Raw genomic sequence first — 18,229 nt, forward strand, 5'->3', positions numbered from 1 at the left:
ATAAAAGAAAAGAGCATGAGAGAGGCGCGGAGAAAACATGTTCAAATTCACTTACTATAGACGTATCCAGGTTTCATTTCTTTTGCTGATTTTTATCCCGCTGATTGCAGTATCGATCATCTCCTTCGTGCTCATCCGGGATACGATGGTAGAGAAGCTGCAGCTCAGCAACGATAACTTCCTGAACGTTATGATTGACGAACTAAATAAAACTATTGATGATGTGACGTTCGCTTCCCATTTTATTGTAAACGATACCAATTTCCGCGCTAATCTGAAGTCATTTGCGGATACTGAGCGGCTAAATAGCTATCAGGATTACGTACATTTTACGCAAATTCAAGATGTGTTTTCGCTCATCAACTCTAAGCCGTTGAATAATAATATCCGCATGTATTTGGTCAACCGGAAACACTTTGTGATCTCCTCTGGGACGGAGAATTTATCTGTAATCAATGCTAACCTGGACAAGCTGATGAGCCGTGTCAATATCCACGAACCGGAGACCTTGCAATGGCTTGGGATGGCTGACAGCGGTTCCGGTAAAAGCAGCAGCTATTATATTGCCAGAGTAATCTATGACAGCCGGGAGAAACGGCAGGTGTCCGTGCTGCTTATCTCAATTCCTGAATCCTATTTCAATAAATTGCTCGGACCCGTCGAATTTGGCAAGGTTGCGTTATTTGATTCTGGAGGAGGCTTGATCGCTGGGAACTCAGAATTGGCTCCAGAAGGCAAGGAAGCGAGAGGAAGCGTTCGTACAGCCAGAGCTATCGACAAATCCAATTGGCAGCTGATCTATGAAGCTTCGGAGAAAGAATGGTCGGGCCAGATCTCGCGGACGTTTTATAGTGGCATTGGCTTGGTACTCCTCTTATTTATTGTCTTTTCGGCTACCTCCATGCTGATTGCCAAAAGATTGCATAGTCCGATCATGAAGCTGCAGCGCGTTGTGCGCCAGTTCGGGATGGGGAATCTTGATGTCAGGCTGGAGGTCAAGGGCAAGGATGAAATCGCTGAGCTGGGGCAGACGTTGAATACTATGCTGGACCAGCTGCAAGGACTGATTCACGACATCGAGCTGGAGCAGGAACAGAAGCGGGTGATGGAGCTGGAGGCGCTGTTTATGCAGATTCGCCCCCACTTTTTGATCAACACGTTGAATTCGATTAAATGTAGCCTTATTTTGGCCAAAGATAAGCTGCATAGCGGGATCATCGATTCATTAATGAGTCTGCTCCGGGCCTATTTGAAGGTCAATGAACCGGCTACCTTGCGGGAAGAATGCAAACTGCTTGGCCATTATATCGATATTATGAAGATCCGCAACGAAATCCCTCTTGAACTGGAGGTCGATCTGGAAAAGGATACAGAGAAGCTTATCGTCCCTAAGCTAATTTTGCAGCCCCTTGTAGAAAATGCAATCGTTCACGGATTGGTTGACCACCCGGCACCGCGTATTGTCGTTCGCTCGCGAACGGTCCCTGATGGGATCATGATTGAAGTTGAAGATAATGGCTGCGGTGCAGGGGCTGAAGTTCTGGCGGGCCTGAACCGCAGGTTACTGTATAAGGACGATGAACAGGATGAAGCTTATCAAAGGGTCGGGTTAATGAACGTGGTTCAAAGGCTGAGGCTGACCTATGGTCAGGATACCCGCTTGTCGCTGCATAATCTGCCGCAGGGTGGGGTGTCCGTTTCTCTGTATTTGCCGCAAGGCAATCATCAGGTTAATCTGTCAGAGAGAGAGGGATATTGATGTATAAAGTGATGCTCATAGACGATGATGTTCCTATGCTCAAAGTGCTTCAGCAGATGATTGACTGGGAGGCACATAGCTTGCAGATTGTCGGCAGCACCTATTCCAGTGCCAAGGCGTTATTAATGTTTGAGGAAGTGCAGCCTGACATTGTGATCACGGATATTGGTTTGCCGCAAAAGAACGGGATTGAGCTAGCCGATTGCTTCACCCGCATGAAGCCGGAGGTCAGAATTATTTTCCTGACCTGTCATGAGGATTTCCATTATGCTCAGCAAGCGGTAAAGCTGAAAGTGGATGATTATTTAATCAAGGACCAGCTTACAGAAGAGCAACTGGAGAAAAGCCTTGCCAAGTCCGTACACTTGCTTAAGTCGAAGATTGGGTTGATCAGCCATGGGGAGACAGGCTACAACAGCCAGCTCTTCCGGCAGAACCTGCTGCAAAGGGTGATTGGCGGTGCTCCGCCTGAAACCACACTGGCCTATGCGGCGCAAATCGGCATATCCTGGACGTATCCGTGGTTTATGCTGGGCACGGTCAATATTCATTTTTCCAGCTTCGACAAGCGATACAAGCAGAGTGAGTATCCACTTATTCTATATGCTATTTACAATATAGCCTTGGAACTGTCCGAAACATGTGAAGGGATTACGCCTTTCTTGGAGCAAAAGAATATTGTGATTTTATATAATTACCGTGTGAATCTGGCGCAGAATGCCAGTCTTCATTTTCACGATTATTTACAGCGGCTGTGTTCTGAATGCTCCCATCTTCTTAAGATTCAACCGGGCATTATTGCCGTCACAGAGAAAATGGAGCTACAGGCGATTGGCCAGATCCATCGGCAGATTGTTCAGGACAAATGCGAGTTCTATGCAAGTGCGGATTACACGGTTCTGGATACTCTGCAAATCGCTTCTCCACGTTTCCAGCCTGCACCCCAAGGATTTCTGGACAGCTATATCCCGCAGATGGAACGGGCCGTGATTAAAAAAGACCTTGAAGCCATCCGTGGCACTCTACAGGAAATCGCTAGGACTGCAAAAGTTATGTCTATTCATCCTGGCGATTTCGCCCGGGATTTATCCTTTATGCTCCGCGGCATCGAGTTAATGTTTACGAGCCTGATGTTCGATGAGGATCTGTTCGTCTATCTCGTGCAGACCCGCACACTTGAAGATACGATGGAACTGGTGGAGAGAAAGCTTGTACAGATTACAGGCAGCAAGCAGCAGGTGGCAGGAGCTTCTCCGCAGGAGCCCAAGCTGCAGCTTATCCAGCAGTATATCGACCAGCATCTAGGCGATAATATCACTTCAATTGATATGGCACGTTATCTGTTTCTGGATCCAAGCTATTTTTCGCGTTATTTCAAGCGCATGACTGGCCTGACCTTTACGGACTATGTGCATCAGCACAAGATGAAGGTCGCTACCAAAATGCTGAAAATCTCCAGCCAGAACCTGGAGTCGCTGGCCGTCGGCCTGGGATATTCGGACAGAACCTATTTTTCAAAAGTGTTCAAAAAATATGTAGGAACAACGCCAAGCGAATATAAATCCAAACATTCGGTACGCTGAGAAGCACAATTGTTAATGATATGAACAGACGCGCCGCCCCTCTAGGGCGGTTTTTTGTTGTCGGCGGACAAAGGTCAAAATCTTGCACATTCCGGGTCATAATCACTCCTTCTTGCGGAAGGCGGATGTATTACTATAATGACAAATCAAATTGTCGAGGTGATACAACGTGGAGGCTGCAAAACAACCTGTGCCAAAAATTCTGCAAGAGAAGCGGAAATTCTGGACTCCGCAACGGAAAGAGGCTTTAACCGGGTGGCTGTTTTTGGCACCGGAAATTGTTGGGATGCTTTTTCTTAATGTATTTGCGCTTGGATTCTCACTTTATTTGAGCTTCTCGAAATGGGATCTATTGTCGGGAGTCAAAGGAATCGAGTTCATCGGATTGGATAACTATATCAAAATGTTCCATGATCCGAGTATCATTCAAGCTTTGAAGAACAATGCTTTTTATATGATTATGACCGTGCCGATACCGATTGCGATTGCGCTGGTGCTCGCGGCATTGATTCAAAACAGTGTGTTCCTCAAAAATTATTTTAAAGTGGCTTTCTTTATTCCTTATATTTCTTCGATTATTGCGATAGCTGCCGTATGGAGTGCATTGTTCCATCCGTCTCTTGGACCGATCAATCAGTTGCTGATGGAGTTTGGAATCTCCAGCCCTCCGAAATGGCTAGTTGATCCAAAGACCTCACTGTTATCCATTGCTATTATCAGTTCTTGGGCGAGTCTTGGCTACACCATAATTATCTATATGGCTGGCTTGACGAATATTTCCGATGAAATCTACGAAGCCGCCGAAATAGATGGCGCCAGCGCGTTGAAAAAATTCTTTGCCATCACAGTTCCGATGCTGCGTCCGACCACATTTTTCCTGCTTATTACCATGCTGATTGGCTCGTTTAAGGTGTTCGACATCATCGCCTTTTTGACCGAAGGTGGCCCGAATAATTCTTCTACCGTGCTTGTGTTCAGGATCTATGAGGAAGGGTTCAAATACTACAACATGGGCTACGCTTCTGCAATTTCCTGGCTGCTATTCGCTGTCATCGGCTTGATTACCGCAGCCACTTGGAAAATGAGAAATGAAGAATAAAGGGGGGAGATTAACATGCAACTGATTAGAAAAAATATGTCCAGAGTGATCACTACCTGCATCATGGGGGCTTTGTCCATTGTATTTCTTATTCCGCTGATCTGGATGATTTCCGCAGCCTTCAAATATGAAAAAGATGTAATGCGCTTCCCGATCCAATGGATTCCCGAGAAGATCAATGTAGCGTATAATTTCAAGATGGTTTGGATGGGACGGGTACCTTTCTCCCATTTCTATTTAAACTCCTTTAAAGTTGCGATTATTACAACCTGCATCACACTTATCATTTCATCTATGTCGGCGTATGCCTTGACCAAAATCAAGTTTAAAGGACGGAATATGGTCTTTCTGGCGCTGCTGTCATTCATGATTATTCCTGACCAGGCCACGCTGATTCCGCGTTTTCTGCTGATTCGTTGGTTCGGCCTCTATGATACTCATGCTGCTATCGTATTAATGAGTATGTTCTCCATTTACTTCACGTTCTTGCTGCGGCAATTTATGATTGGTATCAGCGACGAATATATTGAAGCGGCGCGAATTGATGGTGCAGGCCATTTGCGGATATTCTGGTCTATCATTGTTCCGCTCTGCAAGCCGGTGCTCGCTACCGTGGCGATCATTAAATTTATCTGGACCTGGAATGACTACCAGAATCCGCTGATCTTCTTGTTAAACAAGAATCTGTACACTATCCCACTCGGTATGACACTGTTCCGAGACGATTATTCGAACAACTATGCGATTATGATGACGGCAGCCGTTTCGGCGATCATCCCATTGGTCATCGTGTTCATTGCCCTGCAAAAGCAAGTCATTAACGGAATCTCCTTGGGAGGGGTAAAGGGCTGACTTGCGGGTATGCAAAAGAGGGTAAAAGTCAAAAATGTGATCCTACTACAGCAAAATTGTGCACTTGGCCTGTACAGCGGGTGCCTATAATAAGAAATGAACAAGGCACTATACTTAAATTTCAGTGCGGGGGGAAGTAAAATGAAAACAAAGGGCAAAAAAAGATTATCCGTTGTACTAGGCTCCATGCTGGCGGTTTCCTTAACGTTAAGCGCTTGTGGAAATTCCGGAAATTCAGAGAAGAATGGCGGTGCTGAAGCCAGTACGAATGCCGGGAACACCAAGGTGGACAAGCAAGTCGCCATCAAATATTACAACTGGGACAATGAAGCCCAATCAGCAGGCACGGATGCCATGCTGCAGGAATTTATGGATCAGAACCCAAATATCAAGGTAGAGCATGTGACACTCGTTCCCGGTGATTCTGTGGAGATGCTGAAGAAACTCGACTTCCTGATTTCATCCGGCGAAGCGATTGACGTTGTTCAGGTACCAAGCCTTGGAGGCGTACTTGAACGGGCGACCCGGGGAGCGCTTGCCCCGCTGAACGAATTCTATGAGAAGGATAACCTCGTTCCTGAGGATGAATATTATGTGAATGCTAAGGTAGACAACAACTATTATGGGATGCAATATACCAAGAGCAGCAACTATGTAATGCTGAACAAAGATGCACTGGATGAAGCGGGTCTGCCTGTACCTACTTTTGGCTGGACATGGGATGACTACCGCGACTATGCCAAAAAACTGACCAAAGGTGAAGGCGTAGACAAACGTTACGGCACATACTTCCACACCTGGGAGTTGTATATGAACGCACCGGCCCAAACGATGATGAAAGATCCATTCGTGTATGATGACGGGACGACCATTTTCGCGGATCCAACCTATAAATACTTCTTCCAGCTGCGCAAAGATATGGAGTCTGCTGATAAATCTGCGAAAACTTATGCAGACGCTTTAGCGGCTAAGCTCAATTACCGCACGGAATTCTTTAATGAAGAAGCCGCTATGATTCTGGCTGGTAACTGGACGATTGCTGATCCGGGCAATACAGAGCAGTATCCGCATGATTTCAAGACAGCTTTTGCTCCGGTACCGGTGCCTCCGGCAGGATCGGAACCGAAAGAATACGAGGGCAAATACTTCACCAGCGGCAATATGCTGGCGATGGGCGCTACTTCGAAGAACAAAGAGGCGTCTTTCCAACTGATGAGATTTATGTCAACGGCTGTTAGTGATAACAGACTGGAATTCTCCGGTTATAAAAAAGCGGATAATGAAGCCTTGCTGACCAAACTGGTAGCTGGCAAAGAGGATATGTATGATATGGATTCACTCAAATATACACTCTTTGACAGTGCAATCCAGTTCCTTGATGGTGCGCAGGTGATGACGACGGCAACGTCCGAATTGACCAAAATAATCGATGACGGCTTCAGCAGATTTATGCTTGGAAATGAATCGATTGATAAGGTGCAGCAATGGATGGTTGATGAAGCAACAAAAATTATCAACGAAAAAGGTGTTATCAAATAAATAGGGAATAAGCAAGTATCACAAGTTGTGGACGGGGCTTTGGAAGGTCATCAACTGGCTTTCCAAAGCCTTATTTATATATTGGGTCTACACAAACATATGGGAGAGTGTAGCAATGATGGAAAGCAGATTTTCACAGAACAAGCCGGAAGAGAAATTGGCGCTGCCTTCTAGGGAACAGCTGGAGTGGCAGGACCTGGAGCTGGGGATGTTTTGCCATTTTGGCATCAATACGTTTTGCGATCAGGAGTGGGGAGAAGGCAATGATTCACCTGCGGTCTTCAATCCGCTTCATTTGGATGCCCACCAATGGGTTAGTACAGCCAAAGAAGCTGGATTCCGTTATTTTATACTGACAGCTAAACATCATGATGGCTTCTGCTTGTGGCCGACTGCGACAAGTACTTATTCTGTGGCTTCTAGCCCATGGAAAGAAGGGCGAGGCGATGTCGTCAAGGAATGCGCGGAGGCTTGCCGTGAACTTGGAGTTGGCTTCGGCATTTATTTGTCTCCGTGGGACAGACATGAGCCCTGTTATGCAGATCCGCAAGCGTATGATGATTTCTATGCCCTGCAATTGCAGGAATTGCTTACGGGCTATGGTCCGCTTACAGAAATTTGGTTCGACGGCGCCGGGTCGGAGGGGCGCAATTACGATTGGCAACGGATTATGGATCTGATCAAGTGCCATCAGCCAGGCGCCATGGTGTTTAATATGGGGGCACCAACGATCCGCTGGGTTGGCAATGAGGATGGTGTTGCTCCTTATCCATGCTGGAACACTGCGAATTCTGCGCGGGGTAGCATGTTCAGTGAAGCTTCATTGAACTGGCTTCCCGGAACGCCGAGCTGGGTGCCTGCGGAATGCGATGTGCCCATCCGTAAAGACCGCTGGTTCTGGCATCCTGAGGAGGAGCATCTGCTGCTGTCTTTGGAGCAGCTAATGGATATTTATTATCGTTCGGTTGGACATGGGGCAACTTTGCTGCTCAATGTAGCCCCTGACAACCGCGGGCTGTTTCCGGAGGCTGATGTGCAGCGGCTGCTGGAATTCGGCAAGGAGATAAGACGCAGATTCGGCAAGGCTCTGGCGGTAACCGCAGGTACTGGAGATTTTGTTGAACTGGAATTGCCTGCAGCTACTGTAATTGATCATGCCGAGATTATGGAGGATATCGCTTACGGCGAAAGAGTAGAAGGATATATGCTGGAAGCGTACAGCAACGGAGCGTGGCTGGAGTTGAAGCGTGGTAGTTCGATTGGCCATAAGAAAATCGACGCCTTCCCTCCGGTTGTCGCAGAGAAAATCCGCTTACGGGTGTCAGAAGCTGCCGCAAGCCCCAAGATCAGACGGCTTGCCGTCTACCACTGCGGGGAATCGTTACAATAAATGTTAATAAAGGAGGTTGTCGATAATGAACCTGCTCACCTGGAACAACGGACACTATTTGCTGGACGGACAGCCTTATCGTATCGTATCGGGAGCCATTCATTATTTTCGGGTCGTGCCTGAATATTGGAAAGACCGGCTGCTGAAATTGAAAGCCTGCGGATTCAATACCGTGGAGACCTACATCGCCTGGAATATACATGAACCTAAAGAAGGGAAGTTCGTATTTGATGGCATGGCCGATGTGGTATCTTTTATCGAACTGGCTGGGGAGCTTGGGCTTCATGTTATTGTCAGACCGAGTCCATTCATCTGTGCGGAGTGGGAGTTCGGAGGCCTGCCGGGCTGGTTGCTAGCTTACGGGGAACTCCAGCTTCGCTGCTGTGACCCTCTTTATTTAAGCAAGGTAGACCGTTATTACGATGAGCTAATTCCTCTGCTGGTTCCGCTGCTCTCCACACATGGCGGACCAATTCTGGCCGTTCAGGTAGAAAATGAATATGGCAGCTATGGTAATGACAGTGGCTACCTGGGCTATATGCGTGATGGACTGGTCAGCAGAGGGATCGATGTGCTGCTCTTTACTTCCGACGGGCCAACCGATGAGATGTTGCTCGGCGGAACACTGGAGGATGTGCATGCAACAGTCAATTTCGGCTCCAGTACAGAGGAATCCTTCCGCAAATATCGGGAATACCGCTCTGAAGAGCCGCTTATGGTGATGGAATACTGGAACGGCTGGTTTGATCACTGGATGGAGGATCATCATGTACGCGATGCCGGGGATGTAGCAGGTGTTCTGGATGAGATCCTGACCCAGGGCTCCTCATTTAATATGTACATGTTCCATGGTGGAACCAATTTTGGTTTCTATAATGGTGCGAATCATATCGTCACCTACGAGCCGACGACTACAAGCTATGACTATGATGCCCCGCTCACGGAATGGGGAGATACGACGGCGAAATTTGAAGCTGTCCGGTCGGTACTCAGCAACCATGGATTTGCCCCGACTTGTCCATTCCCTGAGCCGATTCCGAAGATTTCTTACGGGAAAGTCGCTTTGACGGAAAGAGCGGAACTATTCACGGCTTCCAATCTGGAGAAGTTATCAGAGACGGTGAACAGCGTGTGTGTACAGCCGATGGAGAAGCTCGGACAATCCTATGGTTTTATATTGTACAGCACTTTTGTGCAGGGACCGCGGTCCAGACAGAAGCTTTACATCGAGGGCGTGCGCGATCGAGCGCAGGTCTTCCTGGATGGACAGGTGCTTGGGGTGATTGAGCGCTGGAATCCGCTGCCACTGGAACTTTCCATCCCCGCTGGGGGAGCGCAGCTGGATATCCTTGTCGAGAACATGGGGCGAATCAATTACGGGCCGCTCATTCGCGATCCGAAAGGGATTCTGGACGGGGTTCGGATTGATAACCAGCTGCAATATAACTGGACGATTCGTACTTTGCCGTTTGAACAGGAACAGCTGGCTTCACTAGCGTACAAGAAGCATCCGGTGGAGAAGCAGCAAGCTGCGCCCCTTTCGGGTCTGCCCGGATTCTACCGGGGGAGCTTCGAGGCGGAGGAGATTGGCGATACCTTTCTACGATTCGATGGATGGAATAAAGGGGTCGCCTGGATTAACGGATTTAATCTGGGCCGTTACTGGAACGTTGGACCGCAGCGGGCGCTATATATCCCTGGTCCACTCTTGCGCAAGGGGTGCAATGAGCTGGTTCTTTTGGAGCTGCATGGCCGTGCGGAGACTTGCGAGATTGAGCTTGTGAACCTTCCTGATCTGGGAAGAACTTCGGCCGTCGATGACGCCGTGTTGAATTTTGTGCAGGATGATAACTTGTAGATGCCTTTAGCTTTAACCAATTCTAAGATTGGGGTGAACAAATGCGTAAACCAAGTCTATTTTTAGTATTAGTTCTCATTGTTGATCTTTTTTCTTCCTGTGGGGGAGTTCTTTATCCCTCGCATAGCAGGGCATCTGCGGCTGCATCAAATCTTATGCTTAACGGAAGCTTTGAGAATACAACGACAGCCCTTGACTCAACCTGGACAGGGGTTACAGACGCTGCTCCGGTGGGCTGGAGCTTATGGGTCCCTACAGGTAGCGGGAAAGGCACGAATAAAACAGCGAATATCAAGATAGACGCTGGCACTGCGCATGAAGGAACCCGGTCCATGCTGTTCGATGCCTTTGCCACAAGCAGGATTTCCATCAATCAGGGGGTAACTTCGGTTATCCCCGGTAAATCCTACAGGCTTAAAGTCTGGCTAAAGACGGACAACGTCACTGGACAGGGAGCCTACTTTAGAACACAGTATTACAATACTGCCAAAGTGGGAGATGGACCTTCCTCTCCCAAAATAACAGGCACACAGGACTGGAGTATGCAGCAAGTACTTCTAACTATGCCGGCTAACGCGACGAAGCTAGTCATCGAGCCTTTTTTGGAGACTGGAAAAGGAAAGCTATGGATAGATGATATCGCATTGGAGGAATATGCGGGTCTTACAGGAATTGTGCTAGACCGTACGGCCTTTTCTATGGTCAAAGGGGACACGGTTGCACTTCTGCCGACTTTATCCCCTATAACGGCGGTGGATAAAACGGTAGTGTGGACTTCGAGCAATCCAGAAGCTGCGACTGTGGACGCACTTGGTAATGTAATGGGTACGGGGATCGGTTCTTCGACCATCAAGATCGCCACACCGGATGGTAGCCTTGCAGCTGAATGTCTGGTTACTGTCGAAGCTCCCGACACGATACAGGCCTACAATAAACTGAGGCTGAAATGGTACGACCGATTAAGTGGTGGTCAATACGATGGGAGTGATCCTGATATAGCTGCTAGTATTAGCGCTCAGGCTGCATCGGCTGCTGCACTTTGGGAGAGTATGGATAAATCCTCCGGCCGCACCTCCTTGTGGAGTGATACCGCGAGCACTACAGATTCGCAGTTTATTACAAGCGCTTACAATCGCTTGAAGACTATGGCATTGGCCTATTCTGTGGAGGGATCGGAGCTTTACGGCAACAGCGTTTTGGCGAATGATATTGTAAGCGCAATCAATTGGATGTATACAAACCGCTATAATCCGAGCAAAAGCGCTTATGGGAACTGGTGGGACTGGGAGATTGGCACGCCGCAGATTGTGAATGATCTTATGGTGCTCATGTATGACCATCTAACACCGCAGCAAATCAATCAGTATCTTGCGGCTATTGATGCCTTCTGTCCAGACCCCAAAGTAGGGTCGGTGCTTGGCGTTAAGGGTACGAAGATGACGGGAGCAAATCTACTAGATAAAGCGCTTGTGGTCACGGTAAGAGGCGTGATTGGCAACAACAGTGCAAAGATCATTCAGGGCCGTGATTCCATTGGCTCCGAGTATGTGTACACGACCCATGGTGACGGTGTGTATAAGGATGGTTCCCTCGTTCAGCATAATAATATTGCCTATACGGGAGGATATGGTTCGGTCTGGCTCAAAGGGACGGCGGATATGTCTTATCTGCTGACCGATTCTCCATGGCCAATAACGGACCCGAATGTTCTGAACATTTACGAATGGGTGGCTCAGACTTACGAGCCGGTGATCTACAACGGTCAATTTATGGATTCGGTAAATGGCAGAGGTATATCTAGAAAAGGAAGCGGCAGCGCAAGAGGGTTAATTGTCACCTTGCTGCGGATGGCTGAAACTGCTCCGGAGAATATTGCAGTATCCATTAAGCAAGCGGCGAAAGAATGGATCTCAGCGAATATGACATCCGGCAATTATTATGAAGGGTTGTCGCTTGCCGATATAACGATTGTGAAAAAGCTGATGAATGACGGGAAGATCAATCCAAGAGGAGCTCTCATTAAGAATCAGGTATTCGCCGGCATGGACCGGGTGGTTCATCTACGCGAAGGTTACGGCTTCAGCTTGAGTCTGTTCTCGAATCGCATCTCGGCGTTTGAGAAAGGGAACAACGAGAACCTGAAAGGATGGTATACGGGGATTGGGATGACCTATTTATACAATCAGGATCTGACCCAATACCGCAATGACTTCTGGCCTACCGTCAATTCCTACCGCTTGTCTGGCACGACAACGGATGGATCGGGGCAGGGGATGGTGCCTGTGGAATGGAAAAGTTACATGAATCCGAAAACCTGGGTGGGTGGATCGTCGCTGGAAGGCCTATACGGTGCAGCAGGTATGGATTTCTCACTCTCCCAAGTGACCGGTAGCGATTTGCAAGGCAAGAAATCCTGGTTTATGTTCGATGATGAGATTGTGGCGCTTGGTTCGGGAATTTCTAAATCAACTGCCGGCCCGCAGTCTGTTGAGACGATTATCGATAACCGGATGCTTAACGAAGTGGGAAACAACAAACTTCTAATCAACGGAGCTGTAGAACCGTCACAGTCCGGATGGTCAGCGACGTTAAAGAACGTTCAATGGGCCCATCTGGAGGGTAATGTGCCAGGTGCCGACGTGGGCTACTATTTCCCTGAAGCTCCAAGTATACTGGCGCAACGTGAAGCCAGAACCGGCAGTTGGAAAGAGATTAATGCCACTCAATCCGATGTTCCCATTACACGCAACTATTTAAGCCTGGCAGTTGAGCATGGAGATACGCCTACGAATGGCTCATACTCCTATGTTCTGTTGCCTAATCGTGACATTTCAGGTACTGAGGATTACAGTGGCAACCCGGATATCGAAGTGCTGCGCAATACAGAGGATGTGCATGCGGTCAGAGAGAAGAAGCTGGGTATAACCGCCGCTAATTTCTGGAATCCAGGAACAGTAGATTCCATCAAGGCACTCAATCCAGCTTCCGTGATGATTCGGCAGATCGATCAGGAGCTTGTCGTTTCGGTGTCTGATCCTACTCAGTCGCAAAACCTATTGTCCCTGGAACTGGATATACCGGGGTTGACACTGCTCAGCAAAGATAGCAAGACGGATGTAGTGCAAGCTTCGGGAAATACAGTTATAACGGTGGATGTGAAGAATTCTATAGGGGCAACGCATGTATTGAAATTTAATATTACTGAAGGAGAGACTCCAAAAGACGAATATGACGAGCTTCGTGGAAGATGGGTGGAGTATTTGACCGGAGGGCAATCCTTCGACCCGAATAACCCGGACATTGCCAAGTCTATAAAGACTTTATCCGATAAGATCAGTAATCAGGAGCGAACTGGATTCTGGGATACGATGAACAAGCAAATGAACCGTACTTATTTATGGAGCGATAAGCCGGGCAGCACAGCGGATGCTTTTGATACGGCAGCCTCTTATAACCGGTTGAAGGATATGGCTATTGCCTTTTCGACATCCGGCTCACCATTGTACGAGAATATGCAGTTGAAATCAGATATTCTGGATGGTTTAGATTTCTTATACGACAATTGGTATAACGAAACTAAACTGGAGAAAGGCAATTGGTTCGAATGGGAGATCGGCATTCCGCTTGCATTGGGAGATACGATGGCCTTAATGTTCGAGTATTTGTCAGCCGATCAGATTACCAAATATACCAAAGCCATTGATAAATTCTGCCCGGACCCAACCAAACGGACCAATCAACCCTCGTTGATGGAAACCGGCGCGAATCGGCTGGATAAAGCACTGGCAGTGGTCTTGAGGGGCATTCATAATCGTGACAGCGCGAAGATCAAACAAGGGCGGGATGCAGTTAGCCAAGTATTACCCTATGTGACCCGCGGAGACGGATTTTATGAGGACGGCTCCTTTATCCAGCATAATAATATTGCTTATACCGGCAGTTATGGGGCTGTATTGCTTGGCGATATGATGAAAATGATGACTTTGCTGACAGGGTCCTCTTGGCCGCTGACTGATGCCAATATGAAGAATGTATACAACTGGGTAACGGATTCTTATGAACCTCTTGTCTACAGAAAATTAATGATGGATATGGTGTTCGGTAGATCGATAGCCCGGGGAAACCGGCAGCTCGTGCCTTGGTCGCATATTTTGCGGCTGGCTTCTTCCGCGCCACCGGAGCAAGCGGCCCGATTTAAATCGATGGTGAAGTATTGGTTCGAAGCCGATACGGTAGTAGAAAGTTATTACGACGGTCTAAGAGTAGCCGATATTGTTCTGCTCCAGACGCTTATGGACGATCCAGAGGTGCAGCCATCAGGAGACCTTACTGTGCATAAGCAGTTTTCGGCTATGGACCGGATTGTCCACCATCGGCCTGGATATGCCTTTGGGATCAGCATGTCTTCGGCCCGAATTGCCAACTATGAAGCGGGCACAGAGAATCTGAAGGGCTGGTATACAGGCGAAGGCATGACCTATCTGTATAATCAGGATCTGGATCAATATGCAGATGCATTCTGGCCGACCGTGAACGCTTATCGTCTGCCTGGGGTTACATCGGATGGGGCAAGTCGCGGTGCAGCCAAGACTACATCTAAAACATGGGTGGGAGGATCATCCATAGACGGCCTTTATGGAGCGGCCGGCATGGATCTGGATCCGGATAACAGCACATTGTCCGGTAAAAAGTCCTGGTTCATGTTCGATGATGAAATCGTAGCACTTGGGGCAGGCATTACAAGCACGGATAACCGCAAGGTGGAGACCATCGTAGATAACCGTAAGCTCAAGGCGAGCGGAGACAATGTACTTACGGTCAACGGAGAGGCCAAGCCATCCGCGCTGGGTTGGTCTGAGTCAATGAATCAGGTGCATTGGGCACATCTGGAAGGCAATGTTCCCGGCTCGGGAATCGGTTATTATTTCCCTGATGCCCCAACGATAGACGGTCTGCGTGAGTCTCGGACTGGCGCATGGAAGGATATTAATCAAGGGGGATCAACGGAGCCGATTACGAGAAATTATGCCAGCCTGTCGATTGCTCAAGGAACGAATCCGGTGAATCAATCGTATTCGTATGTGCTTCTGCCGAATCAGGATGAAACGGCGACAGCGCGCTACAGCAGTAGTCCTGACATCGAAATTATAGCCAACACGGATAGTGTGCAAGCCGTCAAGGAACAGAAGCTGGGACTTACGGCTATGAACTTCTGGGTACCGGGAATGATCGAATCCGTGCGCGCCAATCATCCAGCCTCCATTATTATCAAGGAGTCTGGAGATGAACTGACGATAGCCATTTCGGATCCGACACAGTCTCAATCTGTGGTGAATGTGGATGTCGGCAGAACCGCGCTGGAAGAGCTGATGAAAGATCCAACCGTAACGGTACTGCAGACCTCACCGAGGATTGAACTCGCAATTCATACCAGCGGGTCCAAAGGAAAAAGCCATGTTGTCAAGTTCAGAATTGATCCGAATGCCGAGCCTTCTGAGCCTTCCGATTCGGAACCAGACGAAGCGGCAATAACGAAGCTGTATGTTTCTGAAGATGCGTATGTCAATGGAGGATCGAAAGCTGCAGTCAATTATAGTTCGGTCAATTACTTGCAGATCAGAAATGGCAGCGGGGACACAGACAGAAGGGTTTATCTAAAATTCGATCTGAGTCCATTTCTCGGTGAAGTTGGTTCTGTGAAGCTGAATGTGTTCGGAAAGACAAATGACGGGGCAGGCACTTTGTCCGATATCGGTGTATTTGGAGTCCAAGATGATGATTGGACGGAGGCAACGCTAAATTACAATAATGCTCCAAAAATCGGTACTCAAGCTGCGCTGCAGACTTTTTCCGGACCGGAGCAGTGGCGGCAGTTCGATATTACCTCATGGGTTGGCACGGAGTTCCCTTCCGATCCGGTGATAAGTCTGGCTCTTAGGCAGGTAGGCTATAATCTCGCCACAGACATAAGAAGCCGTAAGAATGAGAATGGCAAATATGCCGCGTATCTGGAAATTTTGCCGAAAGATACAACACCTCCAGTCACGAAGGCTACCATACTTGGAGAAACAGGAGAAGGGGGCGCATATAAGGGCAAAGTCAATATCACTTTTGATGTCACCGACCAATCCAATGGGGGAGCTGTCGGCTGGGGAGTCAAGCGGACAGAATACCGGCTCAATGGTGGTTCATGGAGTACGGTTACTCAGAGCGTATATATCGAGAACCCCGGAACCTTCGGGATCGATTATCGTTCGGTGGATAAGGCTGGAAATGTAGAGCCTTTCCGACAGCTTCAGGTGACAGTCATGGAGCCTACAGAAAGAGTCTCAACGGCAATTAGCGGCCCGGAAAGCATGGGTGTCGGGGAGACCGGAACGGCGGTTACTTCGGTAGTGTACAGCGATGGCAGCCGTTATATAGTAACCGAAGGTATAGTCTATGAGAGCAGCGATCCTAACGTGACAAGTATAGGCAAAGATGGCCATATTGAAGCTAAAGGACCGGGCGTTTCGGTTATTTCATCCGTATATGACAACATGACCGCTTCCTATTTATTAAAGGTGTATGGACAACTGCCGGAGCTCGTCTCTATTTCGTTAAGCGGTCCGACATCCTTGGAAATAGGGCAGAGCGGTAAGGTGGTCACAACGGCGGTATATAGTGATGATAGCCACCTTACGGTAACCGAGGGTGTGATCTACGAGAGCAGTAACAGGAAGGTAGCCACAGTAACGGCAACGGGGCAGCTGCAAGCACTTGATCCGGGCATGACTGTGATTACTGCAAGTTACGGAGGACGGCAGAGTAGTCTGAGGCTTCAGATTCTACAAGCGGAAGAGACTACTTCAACTGTTCCGAGTCCGCAACCACAAGTGCCTTCCGTACCGGAGGTAACGGCGGGGCGGCTGCAACTAAACGCAGCTTCGTTGAACGATCTTTCGGAAGCCGTTGTCTACGAGGGTAAATTGAGAATGCTAGTATTGCCGGGGATGGCAGCAGACATGCTCAAACAGAAGCCGCTTCGGGTAGAGGCTTCTAACTTTAATGTGACCCTTCCGGCAGCGGTGCTTCAACAATTGCGGGGTTTGATTCCTGCGGAGCAATTGGCCGGCAGCCAGATCTTTCTGGAGGCTTCTGAGGTGAATGGGGAAGCGGCGCAGAGAATACTAGCTAGCGCAGAGAAGAAATCTGGTGCAGTGCTAAACCAGGTAGGAGAGTTCCTTCTCTTTAACCTGTATATTGTTGCTGGTGACGGTACAAGAAGCATACTTTCCAAATTTGTTGAGCCCGTTACATTAGAGCTTAACGCCTACCCTGAGGCCAAAAGGAATTTGCTCGGCGGCTATTATTTTCCGGATTCCGGAAATATAGAGTATGCGGGCGGTTCCTGGCTGAAGGGCAAGGTGGCTCTGCGCACCGAACACTTAGGCACATATGCCGTGCTGGAATACAACAAATCTTATGACGATGTTCCTTCTGGACATTGGGCGGCGGCGGTTGTACAAGAGCTAACGGCCAAACATCTGATTCAAGGAGTCGGACTTCGGAATTTCGAGCCGAACCGCTCTGTGACCCGTGCAGAATTTACAGCTATGCTGATCCGCTTGCTGGGACTTGAAGGGAAATCATCTACAGCATTTGCGGATGTATCTGCGGATGAGTGGTATGCGGAGGAAGTGGCGCAGGCTGTAGAGGCGGGGATAGTCCATGGGGTGAGTGAGACTCGCTTCGCTCCAGAAGCCTCTATTTCCCGCCAAGAGATGGCGGTCATGGTGATGCGAGCCTACGAATATGTCAGCGGGAAAAAGGTGGAACCGAAGCCTGTAATCCAATTCGGTGACTTGCGTGCGGCTGCCTCATGGGCCCGTGAATCGATCATTGCTGCCCAAGCCCTTGGACTTATCCAGGGTCGAAGTGACCAGCAATTCGCTCCGGGAGGCTCAGCAACTCGAGCTGAGAGCGCAATGGTTCTATACAATCTTTTAGCAATTAAGACTGAAAAGTAAGAATTTGAAGCCAGGGCTTTGGGTAGGTTCAGTAGAACCATTCCAGAGCCCTTTTGGCGTTTAGAGAAATCGGCAGATTTGGATGGGCAGAGCTTTCGTTGAGGTTTCATTTCTACTCGGTTTGTGAATAATGGAGGATT

The 18,229-nt window shown here is 48.5% G+C and carries 8 protein-coding genes; all 8 read left to right on the forward strand.

All coding sequences use genetic code 11. From position 1 onward, the window contains the following. Positions 1 to 37 precede the first annotated feature (37 nt). The 8 genes from MHI32_RS07940 to MHI32_RS07975 all read left to right on the forward strand — a co-directional run bounded on the left by MHI32_RS07940 (position 38) and on the right by MHI32_RS07975 (position 18,089). Positions 38 to 1,759: a histidine kinase gene (locus tag MHI32_RS07940; RefSeq protein WP_076126253.1), complete on the forward strand. Its 1,722-nt coding sequence runs from the start codon at positions 38 to 40 to the stop codon at positions 1,757 to 1,759. Next, positions 1,759 to 3,342 carry a response regulator gene (locus tag MHI32_RS07945; RefSeq protein WP_340012129.1) on the forward strand — a complete coding sequence of 528 codons (1,584 nt, stop codon included), beginning with the start codon at positions 1,759 to 1,761 and terminating at the stop codon, positions 3,340 to 3,342. The genes MHI32_RS07940 and MHI32_RS07945 overlap by 1 nt, the downstream gene beginning before the upstream one ends. 169 nt (positions 3,343 to 3,511) lie before the next feature. Then, positions 3,512 to 4,441, forward strand: coding sequence for a sugar ABC transporter permease (locus MHI32_RS07950; RefSeq protein WP_051490863.1), 930 nt, complete (start codon positions 3,512 to 3,514; stop codon positions 4,439 to 4,441). A gap of 15 nt (positions 4,442 to 4,456) precedes the next feature. Next, positions 4,457 to 5,293 (forward strand): carbohydrate ABC transporter permease, encoded by an 837-nt coding sequence (locus MHI32_RS07955; RefSeq protein ID WP_036675652.1) that lies wholly within the window; start codon positions 4,457 to 4,459, stop codon positions 5,291 to 5,293. Between the two features lie 141 nt (positions 5,294 to 5,434). Further along, positions 5,435 to 6,832 carry an extracellular solute-binding protein gene (locus MHI32_RS07960; protein ID WP_076100552.1) on the forward strand — a complete coding sequence of 466 codons (1,398 nt, stop codon included), beginning with the start codon at positions 5,435 to 5,437 and terminating at the stop codon, positions 6,830 to 6,832. 115 nt (positions 6,833 to 6,947) lie between these two features. Continuing rightward, complete coding sequence (locus MHI32_RS07965) at positions 6,948 to 8,222, forward strand: alpha-L-fucosidase (protein WP_340012130.1); 1,275 nt, start codon at positions 6,948 to 6,950, stop codon at positions 8,220 to 8,222. A gap of 25 nt (positions 8,223 to 8,247) precedes the next feature. After that, positions 8,248 to 10,080 carry a beta-galactosidase family protein gene (locus MHI32_RS07970; RefSeq protein ID WP_340012131.1) on the forward strand — a complete coding sequence of 611 codons (1,833 nt, stop codon included), beginning with the start codon at positions 8,248 to 8,250 and terminating at the stop codon, positions 10,078 to 10,080. A 41-nt stretch (positions 10,081 to 10,121) separates the two neighbouring features. Beyond that, complete coding sequence (locus MHI32_RS07975) at positions 10,122 to 18,089, forward strand: polysaccharide lyase family 8 super-sandwich domain-containing protein (RefSeq protein ID WP_340012132.1); 7,968 nt, start codon at positions 10,122 to 10,124, stop codon at positions 18,087 to 18,089. Positions 18,090 to 18,229 lie beyond the last annotated feature (140 nt).

This window comes from Paenibacillus sp. FSL H7-0690 (assembly GCF_037980415.1).
Taxonomy (GTDB): domain Bacteria; phylum Bacillota; class Bacilli; order Paenibacillales; family Paenibacillaceae; genus Paenibacillus_AQ; species Paenibacillus_AQ odorifer.